Here is a 12,972-nt window from a genome sequence, read left to right as displayed (position 1 = left end):
GTGGCTGGGCCAACGCCGGGCACCCCGGTGGGGATCGAGATTTCCGGCCTGAACAGGGTCCCGGGCCAGGGCTCAGGCAGCGCAACTTGGCGCCCACTGCCTGCGCGTCATGGCGGGCGTTCGCCGCACAGCCCTGCAGGCATTGCAGCCCTGCCAGCCTGCCTGGCCCGCCCCAAAAGAGTGCCAGCCTACAGGGTTTACCTTGATCTGCGCCCGGCAACCAGCGGGGCACAGTTATTGCGCTGAATTATTTCCGCAGCGTAAAGCTGCCTATTTTTTGTTGTCACAGGGATACGAAATGAAGAAAACAGCATGGCTTTGGGCGTCAGCCCCCGTGGCCGCGGCCTTGGCCCTGTATGGGTGCGGGGGTTCAGACTCCGGCCTGATCGTCGACACCAATGCCCAGAGTTGCTCGGTGGCCTCCAGTACCGGCACCCCCGTGGTGGTGGGCTCAGGCCAGGCGGGTGACCCCGCCGCCCCCGAAGCTGCCTCGGGCTATCGCCTGGGCTACAAGGCCAAGACCTCAAGCAACTACATGGTCGTGGCCAACACCCCACTGGCCACCAAAGCCGGCTGCGATGTGCTCAAGGCCGGTGGTACCGCGGTGGACGCAGCAGTGGCCGTGCAAGCCGTGCTGGGCCTGGTCGAGCCCCAATCCAGCACCATTGCGGGCAGTGCCTTCATGGTTTACTACGACGCGGCCACCCGGCAGGTGGTTGCCTACGATGGCCGCGAAGCAGCCCCTGCCGCAGCCACGGGCTATTACCTGGCACGCCAGACCCAATCCGACGCTTCGTCCCCCGCGCCCGTGCCCAGCGCGCGTCGCAGTGGCCGCTCGATTGGTGTGCCCGGCGTGATGCGCATGCTCGATCTGGCCCACAAAGAACACGGCAAGCTGTCCTGGGGCCCCTTGTTCGACGAAGGCGTCAGCTTGGCCACCAATGGCTACAAGATCCCCTCGCGCATGGGCGATGCCATTGCCGCCAACGCGGCCAGCCTGCGCCTGGACGCCAATGCCGTGGCCACCTTTTTCAATGCCGACGGCAGCCCCAAGACCACCGGCACCGTGACCACCAACCTGCCCTATGCCCAGTCGCTGCGTGCGATTGCCGCCGGCGGCGCAGACGTGATGTACTCAGGCGCCATGGCCGAGGCCATCGTGGCCAAGGCAGCCCAGTCGGTCGGCGACGACACGGCCCAAACCCCCATCACCCCCAGCCTGATCACGGTGGCCGACCTCAAGGCCTACCAGGCCAAGAAACGCGACCCCGTGTGCACCACGTACCGCAGCAGCTACTACATCTGCACCATGGCACCGCCGTCGTCGGGCGGTATCGCCATCGCACAGTCGCTGGGCATTCTGGAGAACTTCGACCTCGCCCAATACAGCCCAAGCAACCCCAGCAACGAAGGCGGGGTGCCCAGCGTGATGGGCGTGCACCTGGTGTCTGAGGCTGAACGCCTGGCCTACGCCGACCGCGACAAATATGTGGCCGATACCGACTTTGTGCCGCTGCCCGCCAATGGGGTGTCGTCCATGATCGACAAAACCTACCTCAAGCAACGGGCCACGCTGATCAACGCCAACGGCAACTCCATGGGAACCGCTGCCGCCGGCAACCTGGGCGACGTGCCGCTGGGCGTCGACAAGACCCTCGAAAAAGGCACCACGCACTTTTCGATCGTCGATGCCTATGGCAACGTGGTCTCCATGACCTCGACCGTCGAATCCAGCATGGGGTCGTTCCACATGGTGGGCGGCTTTTTGCTGACCAACCAGCTCACCGACTTCTCGGCCCTGCCCACCGACACCGCAGGCGTGCCGGTGGCCAACCGCGTGGCCCCGGGCAAGCGCCCCCGCAGCACCATGGCCCCGACGCTGGTGTTCAAGGGCACAGCACCCGGCAACTTTGTGATGGCCACTGGCTCGCCGGGTGGCGGCACCATCATCCAATATGTGCTCAAAACCGTGGTGGGCGCCCTGGACTGGGGCCTCGATGCCCAGCAAGCCACCTCGCTGGTGAACATCGGTGCCACCAACAGCGCGACCACCAACGTGGACGGGTCCAACACCTCGCTCGACCTGAGCGCGTTGATCAGCGGCCTCAAGGCCAAGGGCCACACCGTGAACAATGGCGCGCAGTCCAGCGGCGTCTCCACCATCATGCGGGTCAACCGCAATGGCCAGACCAAGCTCGAAGGCGGCGTCGACCCACGCCGCGAGGGCATTGTGCTGGGTGACGGCGCCCTGTGACCAAGGCCTGCCCCTGAAGCCATGGCCGCCCTACCCTGGGCGGCCATGGCTACCGGCCCCAGCACCGATCACGCACCGCCCCGGCGGTGCTTTTTTTTGGGTGACCCCAACGCGGACCTGCATGTGACATCCCCCGACCGATGCGCCAAAATCTTGCACAGACCGGCCCCAAGCTGCGCCGGGTTCACACCTGAATCGCGCCCCCACAGGACACACACATGAGCACTGGTTTCCAAGCCGCGCGCCGCCATGCACTCATCACCGCTGCCGCCACCGTGCTGTCGGCCTGCGGCGGCGGAGGCTCTGGCGGCGGGGCAACGTCTGCTGCGACAGGCCAGGTGATCAACTCGACGATCAAGTCGACCTCCACCGGCAACACCTACCCCATCCAGGTGTTCTTGCCCGACGCCTACGCCACCAGCACCGCCCTGCTGCCCGTCATCTACGCCATCGAATCAGACGCCCAGTACGCCGGCCCCGGTGTCTCGCGCTTCGACGCCTTCAAAGAGGTGATGCAACGCCGGGGCACCCAGGCCGTGCTGGTGGGAATCGGCGGCACGGCCTGGCGCAACGCCGACTTCCTCATGCCGGGCGCTGCAAAGTACCTCGACTTCATCGTGAAAGAACTCGCGCCCGTCATCGAGCGCCAGTACCGCGCAGACCCGAAACGAAGGGCCTTGTCGGGCTTGTCGCACGGTGGCTACTTTGTAATGGCCGCGCTGATCCTGGACGCACTCGCCAATCTGGCCCCCCGTTTTTCGTACTACCTGTCAACAGAGTGCAGCGTCGGCGAGCTCGCCAACCCCGCCGCCGTTCTGGCCTTTGAAAAGCAGATCAGCGGCAAAACCGTACCGGCGACCTTGTTCCTGGCCGGCGCCGTGGGCGGCAACCAGCCCTTGATCGGCGGCCCCCTGTTCGACCAGATCGCCGCGCAACACCTGCCGGGTCTGGTCGCGCTCAGGGCCGAGTACGACACCACCCACGTGGGCGCCGATTTGCCAGCCTTTGAAGACGCGCTGAAGCGCTTCTTTTCTTGAGCGGTTCCTGGGCTTTCTGACGCACCGGCCAAGCGTATGGCATGGCTCAGCACCGGCCATGTGGGCGGGGCCGCTCCGCCGCGGCAGCCGGCGCTTCAACTGCTGGCCGCCACGCCGGTGAGCTTGACCACCGCCTGCCAGCGCGCGATCTCGTCATTCAGGTAGCCCGCAAAAGCCTGCGGCCCACCGGGCATGGGGTCGATGAAGGCCGAGGCCAGCTTGGCCTTCACTTCGGGCAAGGCCAGCACCTTGTCGATGGCGGCATTGAGCGGCTGCAGGATGTCGGGCGGGGTGCGCGCCGGGGCCATCAGCCCGTACCAGGCCTGGCCCACCATGCCCGGCACGCTCTCGGCAAAGGTCTGCACGCTCGGCATGCGGGGGTGGCGCGCCGGGCTGGCAATGGCCAGCACCTTCAGGCGGCGGGCCTCCAGGTGCGGCATGCAGGCCGGCACCGAGTTGATCACCAGCGGAATCTGCCCGCCCACGACATCGCTCAGGGCACTGCTGCCGCCTTTGTAGGGCACATGGATCAGATCCAGCCCGGTCTTGACCCGCAGCGTTTCGCACAGCAGGTGCGGAATGGTGCCCTGGCCCGGGGTGCCCACGCTCAGCTCGCGGCTGCGCTCACGCGGCAAGGCCAGCAACTCACGCAGCGACGAGGCCGGCACCGAAGGGTGCGCCACCAACAACTGCGGCGACGAGCCCACCAGGCTCAAAGGCGCGAAATCTTTCACCGGGTCAAAAGGGGTCTTGACATGCACCGCCGCATTGGTGGCGTGGGCGGCATCGGCCAGCAGCAGGGTGTAGCCGTCGGCGGCGCTCTTGGCCGCGGCATCGGTGCCAATCAGGCCCGCTGCGCCAGCCTTGTTGTCCACCACCACGTTCCAGCCCAGGGTCTCGGTGAGCTTCTGGGCCAGCAGACGCCCCACAAAATCCGAGCCGCCCCCGGCACCGTAAGGCACGATCATGCGGATCGGCCGCGAAGGAAACGCGTCGGCGCGGGCCGGCGCAGCCAGCGTGGCGCAGACACCGCTGGCCGCCACGGCCAGAAGTTGACGACGAGACAAGGGAGACATGCTCAAACTCCTGAAAGGGATGAATCAGAAAACAGGGGCTCACCCAGCCAAGGCGTCCGCCACACGCTGCAGCGCCTCGACCGCCCGGTCGACCGCCGCTTCGTCGATGTGACGATGGGTCACCAGACGCAGACGCCACGGGCCCCAGGGCCGCACCCGCACGCCGTGCGGCAGCGCCGCCTCGGCCCAGGCGGTGCTCTGCGGGCCAGGCTGCGGCAAATCGATGAACACGATGTTGGTGACCGGCTCGGTCACCCCCAGTGCCGGGGGCAACTGCAGGCGCAACGAGCGGGCCAGCCGCTCGGCCATCGCGTGATCGTGTGCCAAGCGCGCCGGCTGGCTGTGGATCGCCTCCAGCCCGGTGGCCGCCAGCAGCCCGATCTGCCGCTGCGTGCCCCCCAGCACCTTGCGATGGCGGCGCGCCACCGCCAGGGTCTCGGCACGGCCCACCAGCACCGCACCCGCCGGCGCGCTCAAGCCCTTGGACAGGCACAGCGACACCGTGTCGGCATGGCGGGCCAGCTCAGCCACCGGCAGCTGCAAGGCCACGGCGGCATTCATCAGCCGCGCGCCATCCAGATGCAGCCGCGCCTCGTGCCGACGCGCACAGCCCTGCGCCGCCTGCAGCACCTGCGCCGACAACACCTGGCCGCCCGAATTCAGGTGGCTGTTCTCCAGGCCCACCAGTCGGCAAGGCGAAGCCCCCGGCATGGTCAGCGCCGCCTGCAGCGCCTCGGTCGAGATGGCCCCGCCCTGCCCGAACACCCCCTGGTAATCGACCCCGGCCAGCAAAGCCCCGCCGCCCTCCGACAACAGCATGTGCGAGCCCGACTCCAGCACCACCCGCGAACCCCGTGGCGCCTGGCTCAGCACCGCCAGCAGGTTGGCCATGGTGGCGGTGGGCGTGTACAGCCCCGCCTCGTGGCCCAACAGATCGGCCACGGCGCGCTCAAGCCGCCGCACGGTGGGGTCGCCATCCAGACCATCGTCGCCCAGTTCGGCCTGGGCCAGGCGGTGCAGCATTGCCTCGGTGGGCAGCGTGACGGTGTCGCTGCGCAGATCAATCCAGGGGGCATGGGCATCGGCAAGGTGCGCCGAGAGGGGTCGGGCCAAAGTCATGAAGCGCAGTATTCACGCCGCCGCCCAATACATCAAATGCTTCTTGAAGGGCTTTTCATACAATATTGATATGAGCGAACGCCGCATGACCCTCAAGCACATCGAGGCCTTCAGGCTGGTGATGCAGACCGGCTCGATGACCGAAGCTGCCCACGCCCTGCACACCTCGCAGCCCCAGGTCAGCCGGTTGATCGCCCAGCTTGAAGGCATCACGGGCTTTGCGCTGTTTGACCGCAGCGGCACCCGGCTGAACCCCTCACTCGACGGCAAACGCTTTTTTCAGGATGTCGAAAAAACCTTTGCCGGCCTGCAAAGCCTCGAATCGGCCGCCCACCACATCCGCAGCTTCGGGGGCGACCGCCTGACCGTGGCCGCCATGGCCCGCATTGCCGGCGGTCTGCTGAGCCAGGCCGTGGTGAAATTCAAGCAAGCCCACCCCCAATCGCTGGTCACCTTGCATTCAGGCGCCGCCACCACCATCAACAGCTGGGTCAGCGCCGGCCTGTGCGACATGGGGCTGGCCATTCTGTACGGCGGCGACCCGCCGGGCATGCAGGTCGAGACCCTGCTCAGCATGGACTGCGTGGCCCTGCTGCCGGGCGAGCACCGGCTGGCCCGGCAAAGCCGGCTGCAGGCCGCCGATTTTGAGGGCGAAGACTTCATCTCGTTTCCGCAGGGCAGCGACCCGCGCGAACGCATCGACCGGGTCTGGGCCAGCGAGGCCGTGCGCCCCAACACTGTGCTCGAATCCGACCTGGGCGCCTCGGTTTGCGCCCTGGTGGCCGCCGGCCTGGGCGTGAGCCTGCTCAACCCCCTGGCCGCACTCGAAGAACAGCCCCGCCATGCCTTCGTGATCAAGCCTTTCAGCCCGCCGGTCACCGTGCGCCTGGCCATCCTGCTGGCCCCCCAGGCCCCCAACTCACGCATGGTGGCGGCCTTCCGCCAGGCCGTGCTCGAGGTGATCGAGACCGAACTTCGGCCACTGCTGCTCCAACACGCCCCCCAGCCGGCGCCAAAGCCCCGGTAACCCAAGGCCAGCCCCAGCCCGCCCACCAGCAGGCTTTGATCAGCGACAACCCATGGCGCGAGCCACTGTGCCCCACTCAACCGCCGAAAGCGGCCCTCCAGGGCCACGGCCTGCCAACCCCAGGTCCGGGCGGGCCAAGGCCCCCACGATGGCCAGCCATGGCCTCCACAACCTCGCACGACAGCGGCTACAAGCAACTGTTTTCGCACCCCCAGATGGTGCGCGACCTGCTGCTGGGCTTTGTGCCCGGGCTCTGGCTCAAGAACGCTCGTTTTGACACCCTGGAGCGCATCAACGCCAGCTACGTGAGTGAGTCTGAGCAACACCGCCACAACGACATGGTGTGGCGCCTCAAAGTGGGCACCCGTTGGGTCTGGGTCTATCTGCTGCTAGAGTTTCAGAGCAAGCCCGACAAGTGGATGGCCGTGCGCATGATGGCCTACGTTAGCCTCCTCGCTCAAAGCCTGATCAAACAAAAACAACTGCAGCAGGGCAAGCTACCTAGCCTCATCCCCCTGGTGCTTTACAACGGCCAAACCCCTTGGAGGGCCCCCACCGACGTCAACCAGTGCTTCGCCCCCAGCCTGCCCGGCCTCGCCAGGTTTCGGCCCCGGCTGATGTACCACCTGATCGATGAGGCCCGGCTGCAACTGTCACCCTCGGCCGAGGTGCGCAATCTGGTGGACGCGGTGTTTCAACTCGAACGCAGCACCGAATTTGATACCGTTGGTCGGCTGGTCATGGCCCTCCGACTCGCCTTGCAGGCCCCGGGGCAAAATGAACTGCAACGCACGCTCAACGCTTGGCTGCGCGAACAACTCAGCCGCAAGGCCCCGCCCGAGCTCAGCGAAGGCGTTGCCACAACACTTGCCCACCTACCCGATCTGATGGAAGGAACCCCGATGCTTGCCGACACCATGGGCCGCCTGTTCACAGAGGCACTGCAGAAAGGAAAGAAACAAGGCCGCAAAGAAGGACGGCAGGAAGGGCGACAAGAAGGACGCGATGAGGGTCTCAACTCGATGCTGACCCATCTCGTCGAACACCGCTTCGGCCCCATCCCCGACTGGGCTATTACCCGCATTCAATCGGCCCAGGCCGATCAACTGATGCGCTGGGCCCAGTTGATCCTGACGGCACCCAGCCTTGAAGCCCTGTTCGAGCTCAACGACCCAAGCCACTGAGCCCCCCAGACCACAAGAGTGGCGCCCGTGGCCTCAACCCAGGCGCAACGAGCGCCTCGCCACAACACTTGCCCACCTACCCGATCTGATGGAAGGAACCCCGATGCTTGCCGACACCATGGGCCGCCTATTCACGGAGGCACTGCAGAAAGGAAAGAAACAAGGCCGCAAAGAAGGACGCGATGAGGGGGTAGCCTGGACGTTGACCCAGCAGATCGAACACCGCTTCGGCCCCATCCCTGAATGGGCCCTCGCCCGCATTCAATCAGCCCAGGCCAATCAACTGGCGAGCTGGGTCTCGCTAATTTTGACGGCACCCAGCCTTGAAGCCCTGTTCGAGCCCAGCGACTCAGCACACTGAGCTCAGCCCCCCCCCGCAGCCCCTACCCCGCAGGCATCGGCATCGCCAGCAGCACCCGCGCCTCATGCGGGCTGCGGTTGATCAACTGCCGGGCCTCATGGGGCGCCAGCGCCACTGAGTCAAAGGGGTGCAGCTCGGTTTCCAGTGGGTGGCCGCCGGTTTCGGTGATCAGGATCAGCGTTCCCTGCAGCACCACGTAGTGCTTCTCTAGCGGCGAGGCGTCCAGCGCAGTGTGGCCACCCGGGGCCACAATCGACAGGCCCAGCCACAGGGCGGGCCGGGCCTGCACCTGGCCGGCCTCGTGGCCTTGCAGGCGCAGGCAGCTCATGCCCTCGTGCCGGGGTGGGTGGTAGGCCGGGGCCTGGTTGAAGCGAGTCAGGTTCATGTGATGCCTTTGAAGGTTTCTGGGCTGCGGCCGATTTCAGGGCTTGAGCACGATGCGCTCGGTGGCCCCGGCCAGCACGCGCAGGTAGGCCGCCTGGGCGTCTTGCAGCGGGTAGCGGGCCTGCTCGCCCACGGCAAAGGGCTGCAGCTCGCCGGCCTCAAAGCCCGGGTGCAGTTGGGCCAGGGCTTCGCCGCCGTACTGGCTGCTCAAGGCCAGCGTGTCAATGCCCACATATCGGTGCTGCCCCCGGTAGAACTTAAAGATATCAAAGGGCACGGCGCGCTCCGGGGTGGCAATCAAGATCTGCCAGGCGCCCAGGCCCATGGCCTGGTTGGCAGCGGCAAAGTAGGGGCTGCCAACCGTGTTGAACACCACATCGGCACCGCGGCCCTGGGTGTGCTCCAGCACCGCCTCGGCCAGCTTGTGCGGCTGCAGCACTTGCACGCCCGGCGGCGTCCAGCCGGGCAATGGGCCCTCGGGGCGTTGCACGGCCAGCACGCGGGCGCCGCAGCGCGCCGCAATCTGCACCGCCGCCTGGCCCACCTTGCCATTGGCCCCCAGCACCAGCACCACCTGCCCTGGGCCAGGCAAGCCCCCTGCCCGGCTCAGCCCGGTCAGCGCGGTGACAAAGGGCACGCCCACGGCACCGGCTTCATCCATGCTCAGGTGGGCCGGCTTGGCCTGCAACGAGGCCACCGGCACGCTCAGGTAGCGTGCATGGCTGCCATCAACACTCATGCCCAGGTCACCGCCCGAACCCCAAACCTCGGCGCCCACCCAATCGCTGGGGCCATCGACCACCACCCCTGCGTAGTCACGCCCCGGTGTGCGCGGCCAACACACATGCGGCATCAAGCCCAGGGCCGCTTTCACGTCGCTGGGGTTGACGGCCGCGCTGCACACCCGCACCACGGCCCAACCCGAACTGGCTCGCGGCGCCGTGCCCTTGCCAAGATGCAATTGAAGCTGCTTGGGGTCAGACACCGCGGCCTTCAGCCGCAGCGCCAACTGGTCTTCCTTGAATTCAACCGCCCCCTGAGACGGGGCCGGTGCTGTCGAAGATCGTGTGGAGCTCATGAGAAATTCCTTCGCTTGGATGGGCTGCAGGGCAGCAACGCCCGCAACCACTGAAAATCGAAACATTGATCAGATAAAAAGCAAACCGCCGGTGCCATGCCTGAGGCGCCGCCGGCGCTTCAGGCACCGCACCTGCCCTAACCTGCCGGCCGCAAGCCCAGGGCCGTGCGCATCTCGGCGGGGCTGGCCAGGCTGCCCCCCAGGTCGCTCACCAACTCGCGGGCCTTTTTCACCAGCTCGGCATTGCTCAAGGCCAGTTGGCCCTTGGCCAGGTACAGGTTGTCTTCCATCCCCACGCGCAGGTGGCCGTCCAGCAAGAAAGCCTGGGCCAGCATCGGGTACTCGTGCCGTCCGATCCCGAAGGCCGACCACACCGCCCCGGCGGGCAACAGACTGCGGGCATACATGAGCGTGGCCGGCGTGGCCGCAAAGCCATAGCGCACCCCCAGCACAAACGACCACAGCCCCGGCCCCTGCAGCACGCCGCGGGCGATCAGATCGGTGGCCAGGTGCAGGTCACCCGAATCGAAGATCTCCAGCTCAGGCATCACCCCGCAGGCGCGAATGGCCTCGGCCATCACCTGCACCGTGCGCGGGGTGTTGATCACCACCTCCTGGCCAGAATTCATGGTGTTCAAGTCGAGGGTGCAGATGTCGGGCCGAATCAACTCGATGTGACGCAGCCGCTCCAGCGGCGGCAACAGCGTAGTGCCCGGGCCGGCCTCACGGGGTTGCACCAGGCCGGGCACAAAGCGCCCGCCCGGCCCGGTGGTCAGGTTGATCACCAGGCCTTTGTTCTGCTGCCGTATCAGCTCAACCACCTCTTGGTACAGGCCCACCTCCATCGAGGGCTGGCCGGTGGCCGGGTCGCGCACATGGATGTGCACGGCCGCCGCCCCCGCCTCGGCGGCATCCAGGCTGGCCTCGGCAATTTCTTGCGGCGTGATCGGCAGGTACGGCGATTGGTCGGGCCGGGTCAGGTTGCCGGTGATGGCACAGGTCAGAAAGGTCTTGCGCATGTCAGGTCCTTTGACTGTCACAGGTGGCGCCCGCCGTCCACCACAATGCGCCCGCCCGTGGTGTAGCGCAGCGTGGTGGCGCAGGCTTCAACGGCGGCCGCCACGTCGTCGGCCGTGCCCACGCGCCGCAAGGGCAGGCTGGCCGCGGCCTTGGCATTGAAGTCGTCGGCCCGCCCCGGCACAAATCCGGTGTCGATCACCCCCGGCGACACCGACACCACCCTGATCCTGGGCGCCAGCGCACGGGCCAGGGCATCGCCCACCACATCGATCCCCGCCTTGGCGGCCACATACGCCAGGTTGCTGCCCACCCCCGTGAAGGCAGCAATCGATGAGATGTTGACGATCAGGCCATCGCCCGTGGCCTGAAGCAGCGGCACAAAGGCGCGAATGGTCGCCAGCACGCCCCTGAAGTTCACCCGCAGCATCTCGTCGATCAACTCGTCACTCAGGGCATTCAGGTCGGCGGTAGGCACGGCCCGGGTGTACCCGGCGCTGTTCACCAGCACATGCACCGGCCCCAGCAAGGCACTCACCTGCTCGGCCGCGGCCAGCAGCGAGGCCGTGTCGGTGATCTGGGCAGGCACCACCCCATGGCCCTGGCCGGGCAAGGCCGCCGCTTGCTGGGCCGCGCGGGCCCGGGCCGGGTCGTCGGCCTCAGTCTGGCCGGGGGTCGGCAGGTACAGCAAAACGCAGCGCGCCCCCAGGCGGCCCAGGCGGGCGGCCGTGGCCAACCCGATCGCACCGGTGCCCCCGGCAATCACCACGTGGCGCCCCTCCAGGCTGCGCATGGGTTTGAATTGAGAATGTTCCATGAAAGGCTTTCAAAAAATAAAAACAAAACAGCGCCACGCCCCCAGGCCGCCGGGGGGCAGGCCGGCCCTCAAGGGATGGGCGGCGCCGGGAACACCGGCACACCGGGCAGCAGGTGAAAGTCCTGCGCCAGCTCGGCCTGCTCAAGCCCCTGCTGCAACACCGTCTTGAAGTGCCCCACCAGGCCCTCGGTCACGCCAAACACCGGGTCGCTGCCCAGGGTGGCGGCATCGTCGGCAAACACCTGCGACACCAACACCTTGTGGCCCGGGGCCGACACCATGAAGTGCAGGTGCGCCGGCCGATGGGGGTGGCGCTGCTGCAGGCGCAACAGCTCGCCGCAAGGCCCATCGGTGGGCACCGGGTAACCCGCGGGCCGCAAACTGCGAAAGTGGTAGCGCCCCTGCGCGTCGGTCAAAAACCGCCCCCGCAGGTTCATGTCGGGCTGGCTCGGGTCTTGGTTCTCGTACAGGCCCACGGGCGAGGCCTGCCACACGTCGACCACCGCCTCGGCCAGCGGCTGCCCATCGGCGCCAAACACCCGTCCACTCACCTGCAGGGGCATGCCCCGTGCCGGATCACGGCTGGCCTCGGGCGCGTCACCCTGGGCCTGGTCGATCGACCTGCCCAGCGGGTAAAACGGCACGTTCGCGCGCCAAAAAGGCCCCAGCAACGCCGCCTCTGAATGCCCCTTGAGCGGGCGGTTGTTGATCAAGGCCACCAGGGTGGACAAACCCAGCAAATCGGCTGCCAGCACCACCTCATTGGTGTTCTGGCCCGTGGCTTGGCCCAGGCGCACCACAAAATCAAGGGCCTGCTCAAACTCGGCCTCGGTCACGGCGTGCGCCAGCACAAAACGGTGCAGGCACTCGGTCAGGCCCAGCAACAGCGTGCGGGCCCGCGGGTCGGGTGTGCCTTGCATGGCCTGCTGCACCAGCGGCCACAACGATTCGGGGGTGGTGGGCAGCACCAGCCCCTGCAGGTCGGCTGCGCCTGTCGGCTTGAGGTCGGGGGCGGTCATGGCGGCACTCGTGGCGGCGCTCATGGGGCCACCTCGGCACGGCGGTCACCAATCACCGCCACGGCCTGGATCTCGACCAGAATGCCGGGCTTGGCAAAGTTCGAGACGGTGATCAAGGCACTGCCCGGGTAACGCCCGTCTGGCCACAAGGCCTTGCGCGAGGCCACCACCTTGTCGCCCAACCGCGGGTCCAGCAGGTACACCGTGATCGTCACCACGTCTTTCAGGCGGCCGCCCTGCAAGGCCAGGGTCTCGTCGATCTGCTCCCACACCCGCTTGAGCTGCGCATCAAACTGGTAGGCGATGTCGTTGCCCTGCGCATCCTTGAGGGCCGACGAGCCCGCCAGCCACACCGTCTTGCCCCCTTCGGTGACCACCCCTGGCGAAAACGCCCGGTCGGTCTGGTAGGCGTTCTTGCGCAGGTGCTCGGCCCCCTGGGCCGTCCCTGCCAGGCCGAGGGCCAACGCCAGCCCCAGTACCTGCCCCAACGTTTTTCCCAACGTTGGCCCCAACGCAAGCCCCAATCTAGTCCCCATCGGCCGGCGGCCCCGCCGCCCGGCCCATGCCCACAAGTTGGTCTGGTTTGATTTGAATTGACT

13 protein-coding genes are annotated in these 12,972 nt (G+C 67.0%); 5 read left to right on the top strand and 8 right to left on the bottom strand.

Annotation, left to right across the window (positions count from 1 at the left end):
- Nucleotides 1–298: 298 nt before the first annotated feature.
- Both AC07VS_RS07965 and AC07VS_RS07960 read left to right on the top strand, forming a co-directional pair.
- On the top strand, nucleotides 299–2,254 hold the full coding sequence (locus AC07VS_RS07965; protein WP_494750650.1) for a gamma-glutamyltransferase family protein: 1,956 nt from the start codon (nucleotides 299–301) through the stop codon (nucleotides 2,252–2,254).
- A 218-nt stretch (nucleotides 2,255–2,472) separates the two neighbouring features.
- Nucleotides 2,473–3,291 (top strand): alpha/beta hydrolase, encoded by an 819-nt coding sequence (locus AC07VS_RS07960; RefSeq protein ID WP_494750649.1) that lies wholly within the window; start codon nucleotides 2,473–2,475, stop codon nucleotides 3,289–3,291.
- 95 nt (nucleotides 3,292–3,386) lie between these two features.
- Here AC07VS_RS07960 and AC07VS_RS07955 read toward each other — a convergent pair whose 3' ends face one another.
- Complete coding sequence (locus AC07VS_RS07955) at nucleotides 3,387–4,367, bottom strand: tripartite tricarboxylate transporter substrate binding protein (RefSeq protein ID WP_494750648.1); 981 nt, start codon at nucleotides 4,365–4,367, stop codon at nucleotides 3,387–3,389.
- 39 nt (nucleotides 4,368–4,406) lie between these two features.
- On the bottom strand, nucleotides 4,407–5,486 hold the full coding sequence (locus AC07VS_RS07950; RefSeq protein ID WP_494750647.1) for a threonine aldolase family protein: 1,080 nt from the start codon (nucleotides 5,484–5,486) through the stop codon (nucleotides 4,407–4,409).
- 70 nt (nucleotides 5,487–5,556) lie between these two features.
- On the opposite strand from AC07VS_RS07950, the gene AC07VS_RS07945 reads away from it, so the two are divergent.
- The 3 genes from AC07VS_RS07945 (at nucleotide 5,557) to AC07VS_RS07935 (ending at nucleotide 8,058) form a co-directional block, all read left to right on the top strand.
- Entirely contained in the window at nucleotides 5,557–6,513 is a 957-nt protein-coding gene (locus AC07VS_RS07945) for a LysR substrate-binding domain-containing protein (protein WP_494750646.1), read from the top strand.
- A gap of 158 nt (nucleotides 6,514–6,671) precedes the next feature.
- A complete protein-coding gene (locus tag AC07VS_RS07940) occupies nucleotides 6,672–7,697 on the top strand; it encodes an Rpn family recombination-promoting nuclease/putative transposase (protein WP_494750645.1) in 1,026 nt (341 codons plus the stop codon).
- Between the two features lie 103 nt (nucleotides 7,698–7,800).
- Complete coding sequence (locus tag AC07VS_RS07935; RefSeq protein WP_494750644.1) at nucleotides 7,801–8,058, top strand: hypothetical protein; 258 nt, start codon at nucleotides 7,801–7,803, stop codon at nucleotides 8,056–8,058.
- Between the two features lie 22 nt (nucleotides 8,059–8,080).
- Here the strand turns inward: AC07VS_RS07935 and AC07VS_RS07930 are convergent, their stop codons facing one another.
- The 6 genes from AC07VS_RS07930 to AC07VS_RS07905 all read right to left on the bottom strand — a co-directional run bounded on the left by AC07VS_RS07930 (nucleotide 8,081) and on the right by AC07VS_RS07905 (nucleotide 12,873).
- Nucleotides 8,081–8,443 carry a cupin domain-containing protein gene (locus tag AC07VS_RS07930; protein WP_494750643.1) on the bottom strand — a complete coding sequence of 121 codons (363 nt, stop codon included), beginning with the start codon at nucleotides 8,441–8,443 and terminating at the stop codon, nucleotides 8,081–8,083.
- Between the two features lie 36 nt (nucleotides 8,444–8,479).
- Complete coding sequence (locus tag AC07VS_RS07925; protein ID WP_494750642.1) at nucleotides 8,480–9,520, bottom strand: quinone oxidoreductase family protein; 1,041 nt, start codon at nucleotides 9,518–9,520, stop codon at nucleotides 8,480–8,482.
- A 137-nt stretch (nucleotides 9,521–9,657) separates the two neighbouring features.
- The gene (locus AC07VS_RS07920; protein ID WP_494750641.1) at nucleotides 9,658–10,539 is read right to left on the bottom strand and encodes a beta-keto acid cleavage family enzyme; all 882 of its coding nucleotides are present in this window, start codon (nucleotides 10,537–10,539) and stop codon (nucleotides 9,658–9,660) included.
- 17 nt (nucleotides 10,540–10,556) lie between these two features.
- Nucleotides 10,557–11,354 carry an SDR family NAD(P)-dependent oxidoreductase gene (locus tag AC07VS_RS07915; protein WP_494750640.1) on the bottom strand — a complete coding sequence of 266 codons (798 nt, stop codon included), beginning with the start codon at nucleotides 11,352–11,354 and terminating at the stop codon, nucleotides 10,557–10,559.
- Between the two features lie 68 nt (nucleotides 11,355–11,422).
- Nucleotides 11,423–12,373 carry a dioxygenase family protein gene (locus AC07VS_RS07910; protein ID WP_494750816.1) on the bottom strand — a complete coding sequence of 317 codons (951 nt, stop codon included), beginning with the start codon at nucleotides 12,371–12,373 and terminating at the stop codon, nucleotides 11,423–11,425.
- 20 nt (nucleotides 12,374–12,393) lie between these two features.
- Complete coding sequence (locus tag AC07VS_RS07905; protein WP_494750639.1) at nucleotides 12,394–12,873, bottom strand: RidA family protein; 480 nt, start codon at nucleotides 12,871–12,873, stop codon at nucleotides 12,394–12,396.
- Nucleotides 12,874–12,972 lie beyond the last annotated feature (99 nt).

The sequence above is a fragment of the Curvibacter sp. GW821-FHT01G03 genome (genome assembly GCF_059422285.1).
Note: the sequence above shows the minus strand (reverse complement) of the source record. Positions and strands in the feature narration are given on the sequence as shown.

What these genes read in the sequence shown, in the direction of transcription:
- AC07VS_RS07965 (WP_494750650.1), top strand. Translation starts at nt 299, where the DNA reads ATGAAGAAAACAGCATGGCTTTGGGCGTCAGCCCCCGTGGCCGCGGCC.
- AC07VS_RS07960 (WP_494750649.1), top strand. Translation starts at nt 2,473, where the DNA reads ATGAGCACTGGTTTCCAAGCCGCGCGCCGCCATGCACTCATCACCGCT.
- AC07VS_RS07955 (WP_494750648.1), bottom strand. Translation starts at nt 4,367, where the DNA reads ATGTCTCCCTTGTCTCGTCGTCAACTTCTGGCCGTGGCGGCCAGCGGT.
- AC07VS_RS07950 (WP_494750647.1), bottom strand. Translation starts at nt 5,486, where the DNA reads ATGACTTTGGCCCGACCCCTCTCGGCGCACCTTGCCGATGCCCATGCC.
- AC07VS_RS07945 (WP_494750646.1), top strand. Translation starts at nt 5,557, where the DNA reads ATGAGCGAACGCCGCATGACCCTCAAGCACATCGAGGCCTTCAGGCTG.
- AC07VS_RS07940 (WP_494750645.1), top strand. Translation starts at nt 6,672, where the DNA reads ATGGCCTCCACAACCTCGCACGACAGCGGCTACAAGCAACTGTTTTCG.
- AC07VS_RS07935 (WP_494750644.1), top strand. Translation starts at nt 7,801, where the DNA reads ATGCTTGCCGACACCATGGGCCGCCTATTCACGGAGGCACTGCAGAAA.
- AC07VS_RS07930 (WP_494750643.1), bottom strand. Translation starts at nt 8,443, where the DNA reads ATGAACCTGACTCGCTTCAACCAGGCCCCGGCCTACCACCCACCCCGG.
- AC07VS_RS07925 (WP_494750642.1), bottom strand. Translation starts at nt 9,520, where the DNA reads ATGAGCTCCACACGATCTTCGACAGCACCGGCCCCGTCTCAGGGGGCG.
- AC07VS_RS07920 (WP_494750641.1), bottom strand. Translation starts at nt 10,539, where the DNA reads ATGCGCAAGACCTTTCTGACCTGTGCCATCACCGGCAACCTGACCCGG.
- AC07VS_RS07915 (WP_494750640.1), bottom strand. Translation starts at nt 11,354, where the DNA reads ATGGAACATTCTCAATTCAAACCCATGCGCAGCCTGGAGGGGCGCCAC.
- AC07VS_RS07910 (WP_494750816.1), bottom strand. Translation starts at nt 12,373, where the DNA reads ATGACCGCCCCCGACCTCAAGCCGACAGGCGCAGCCGACCTGCAGGGG.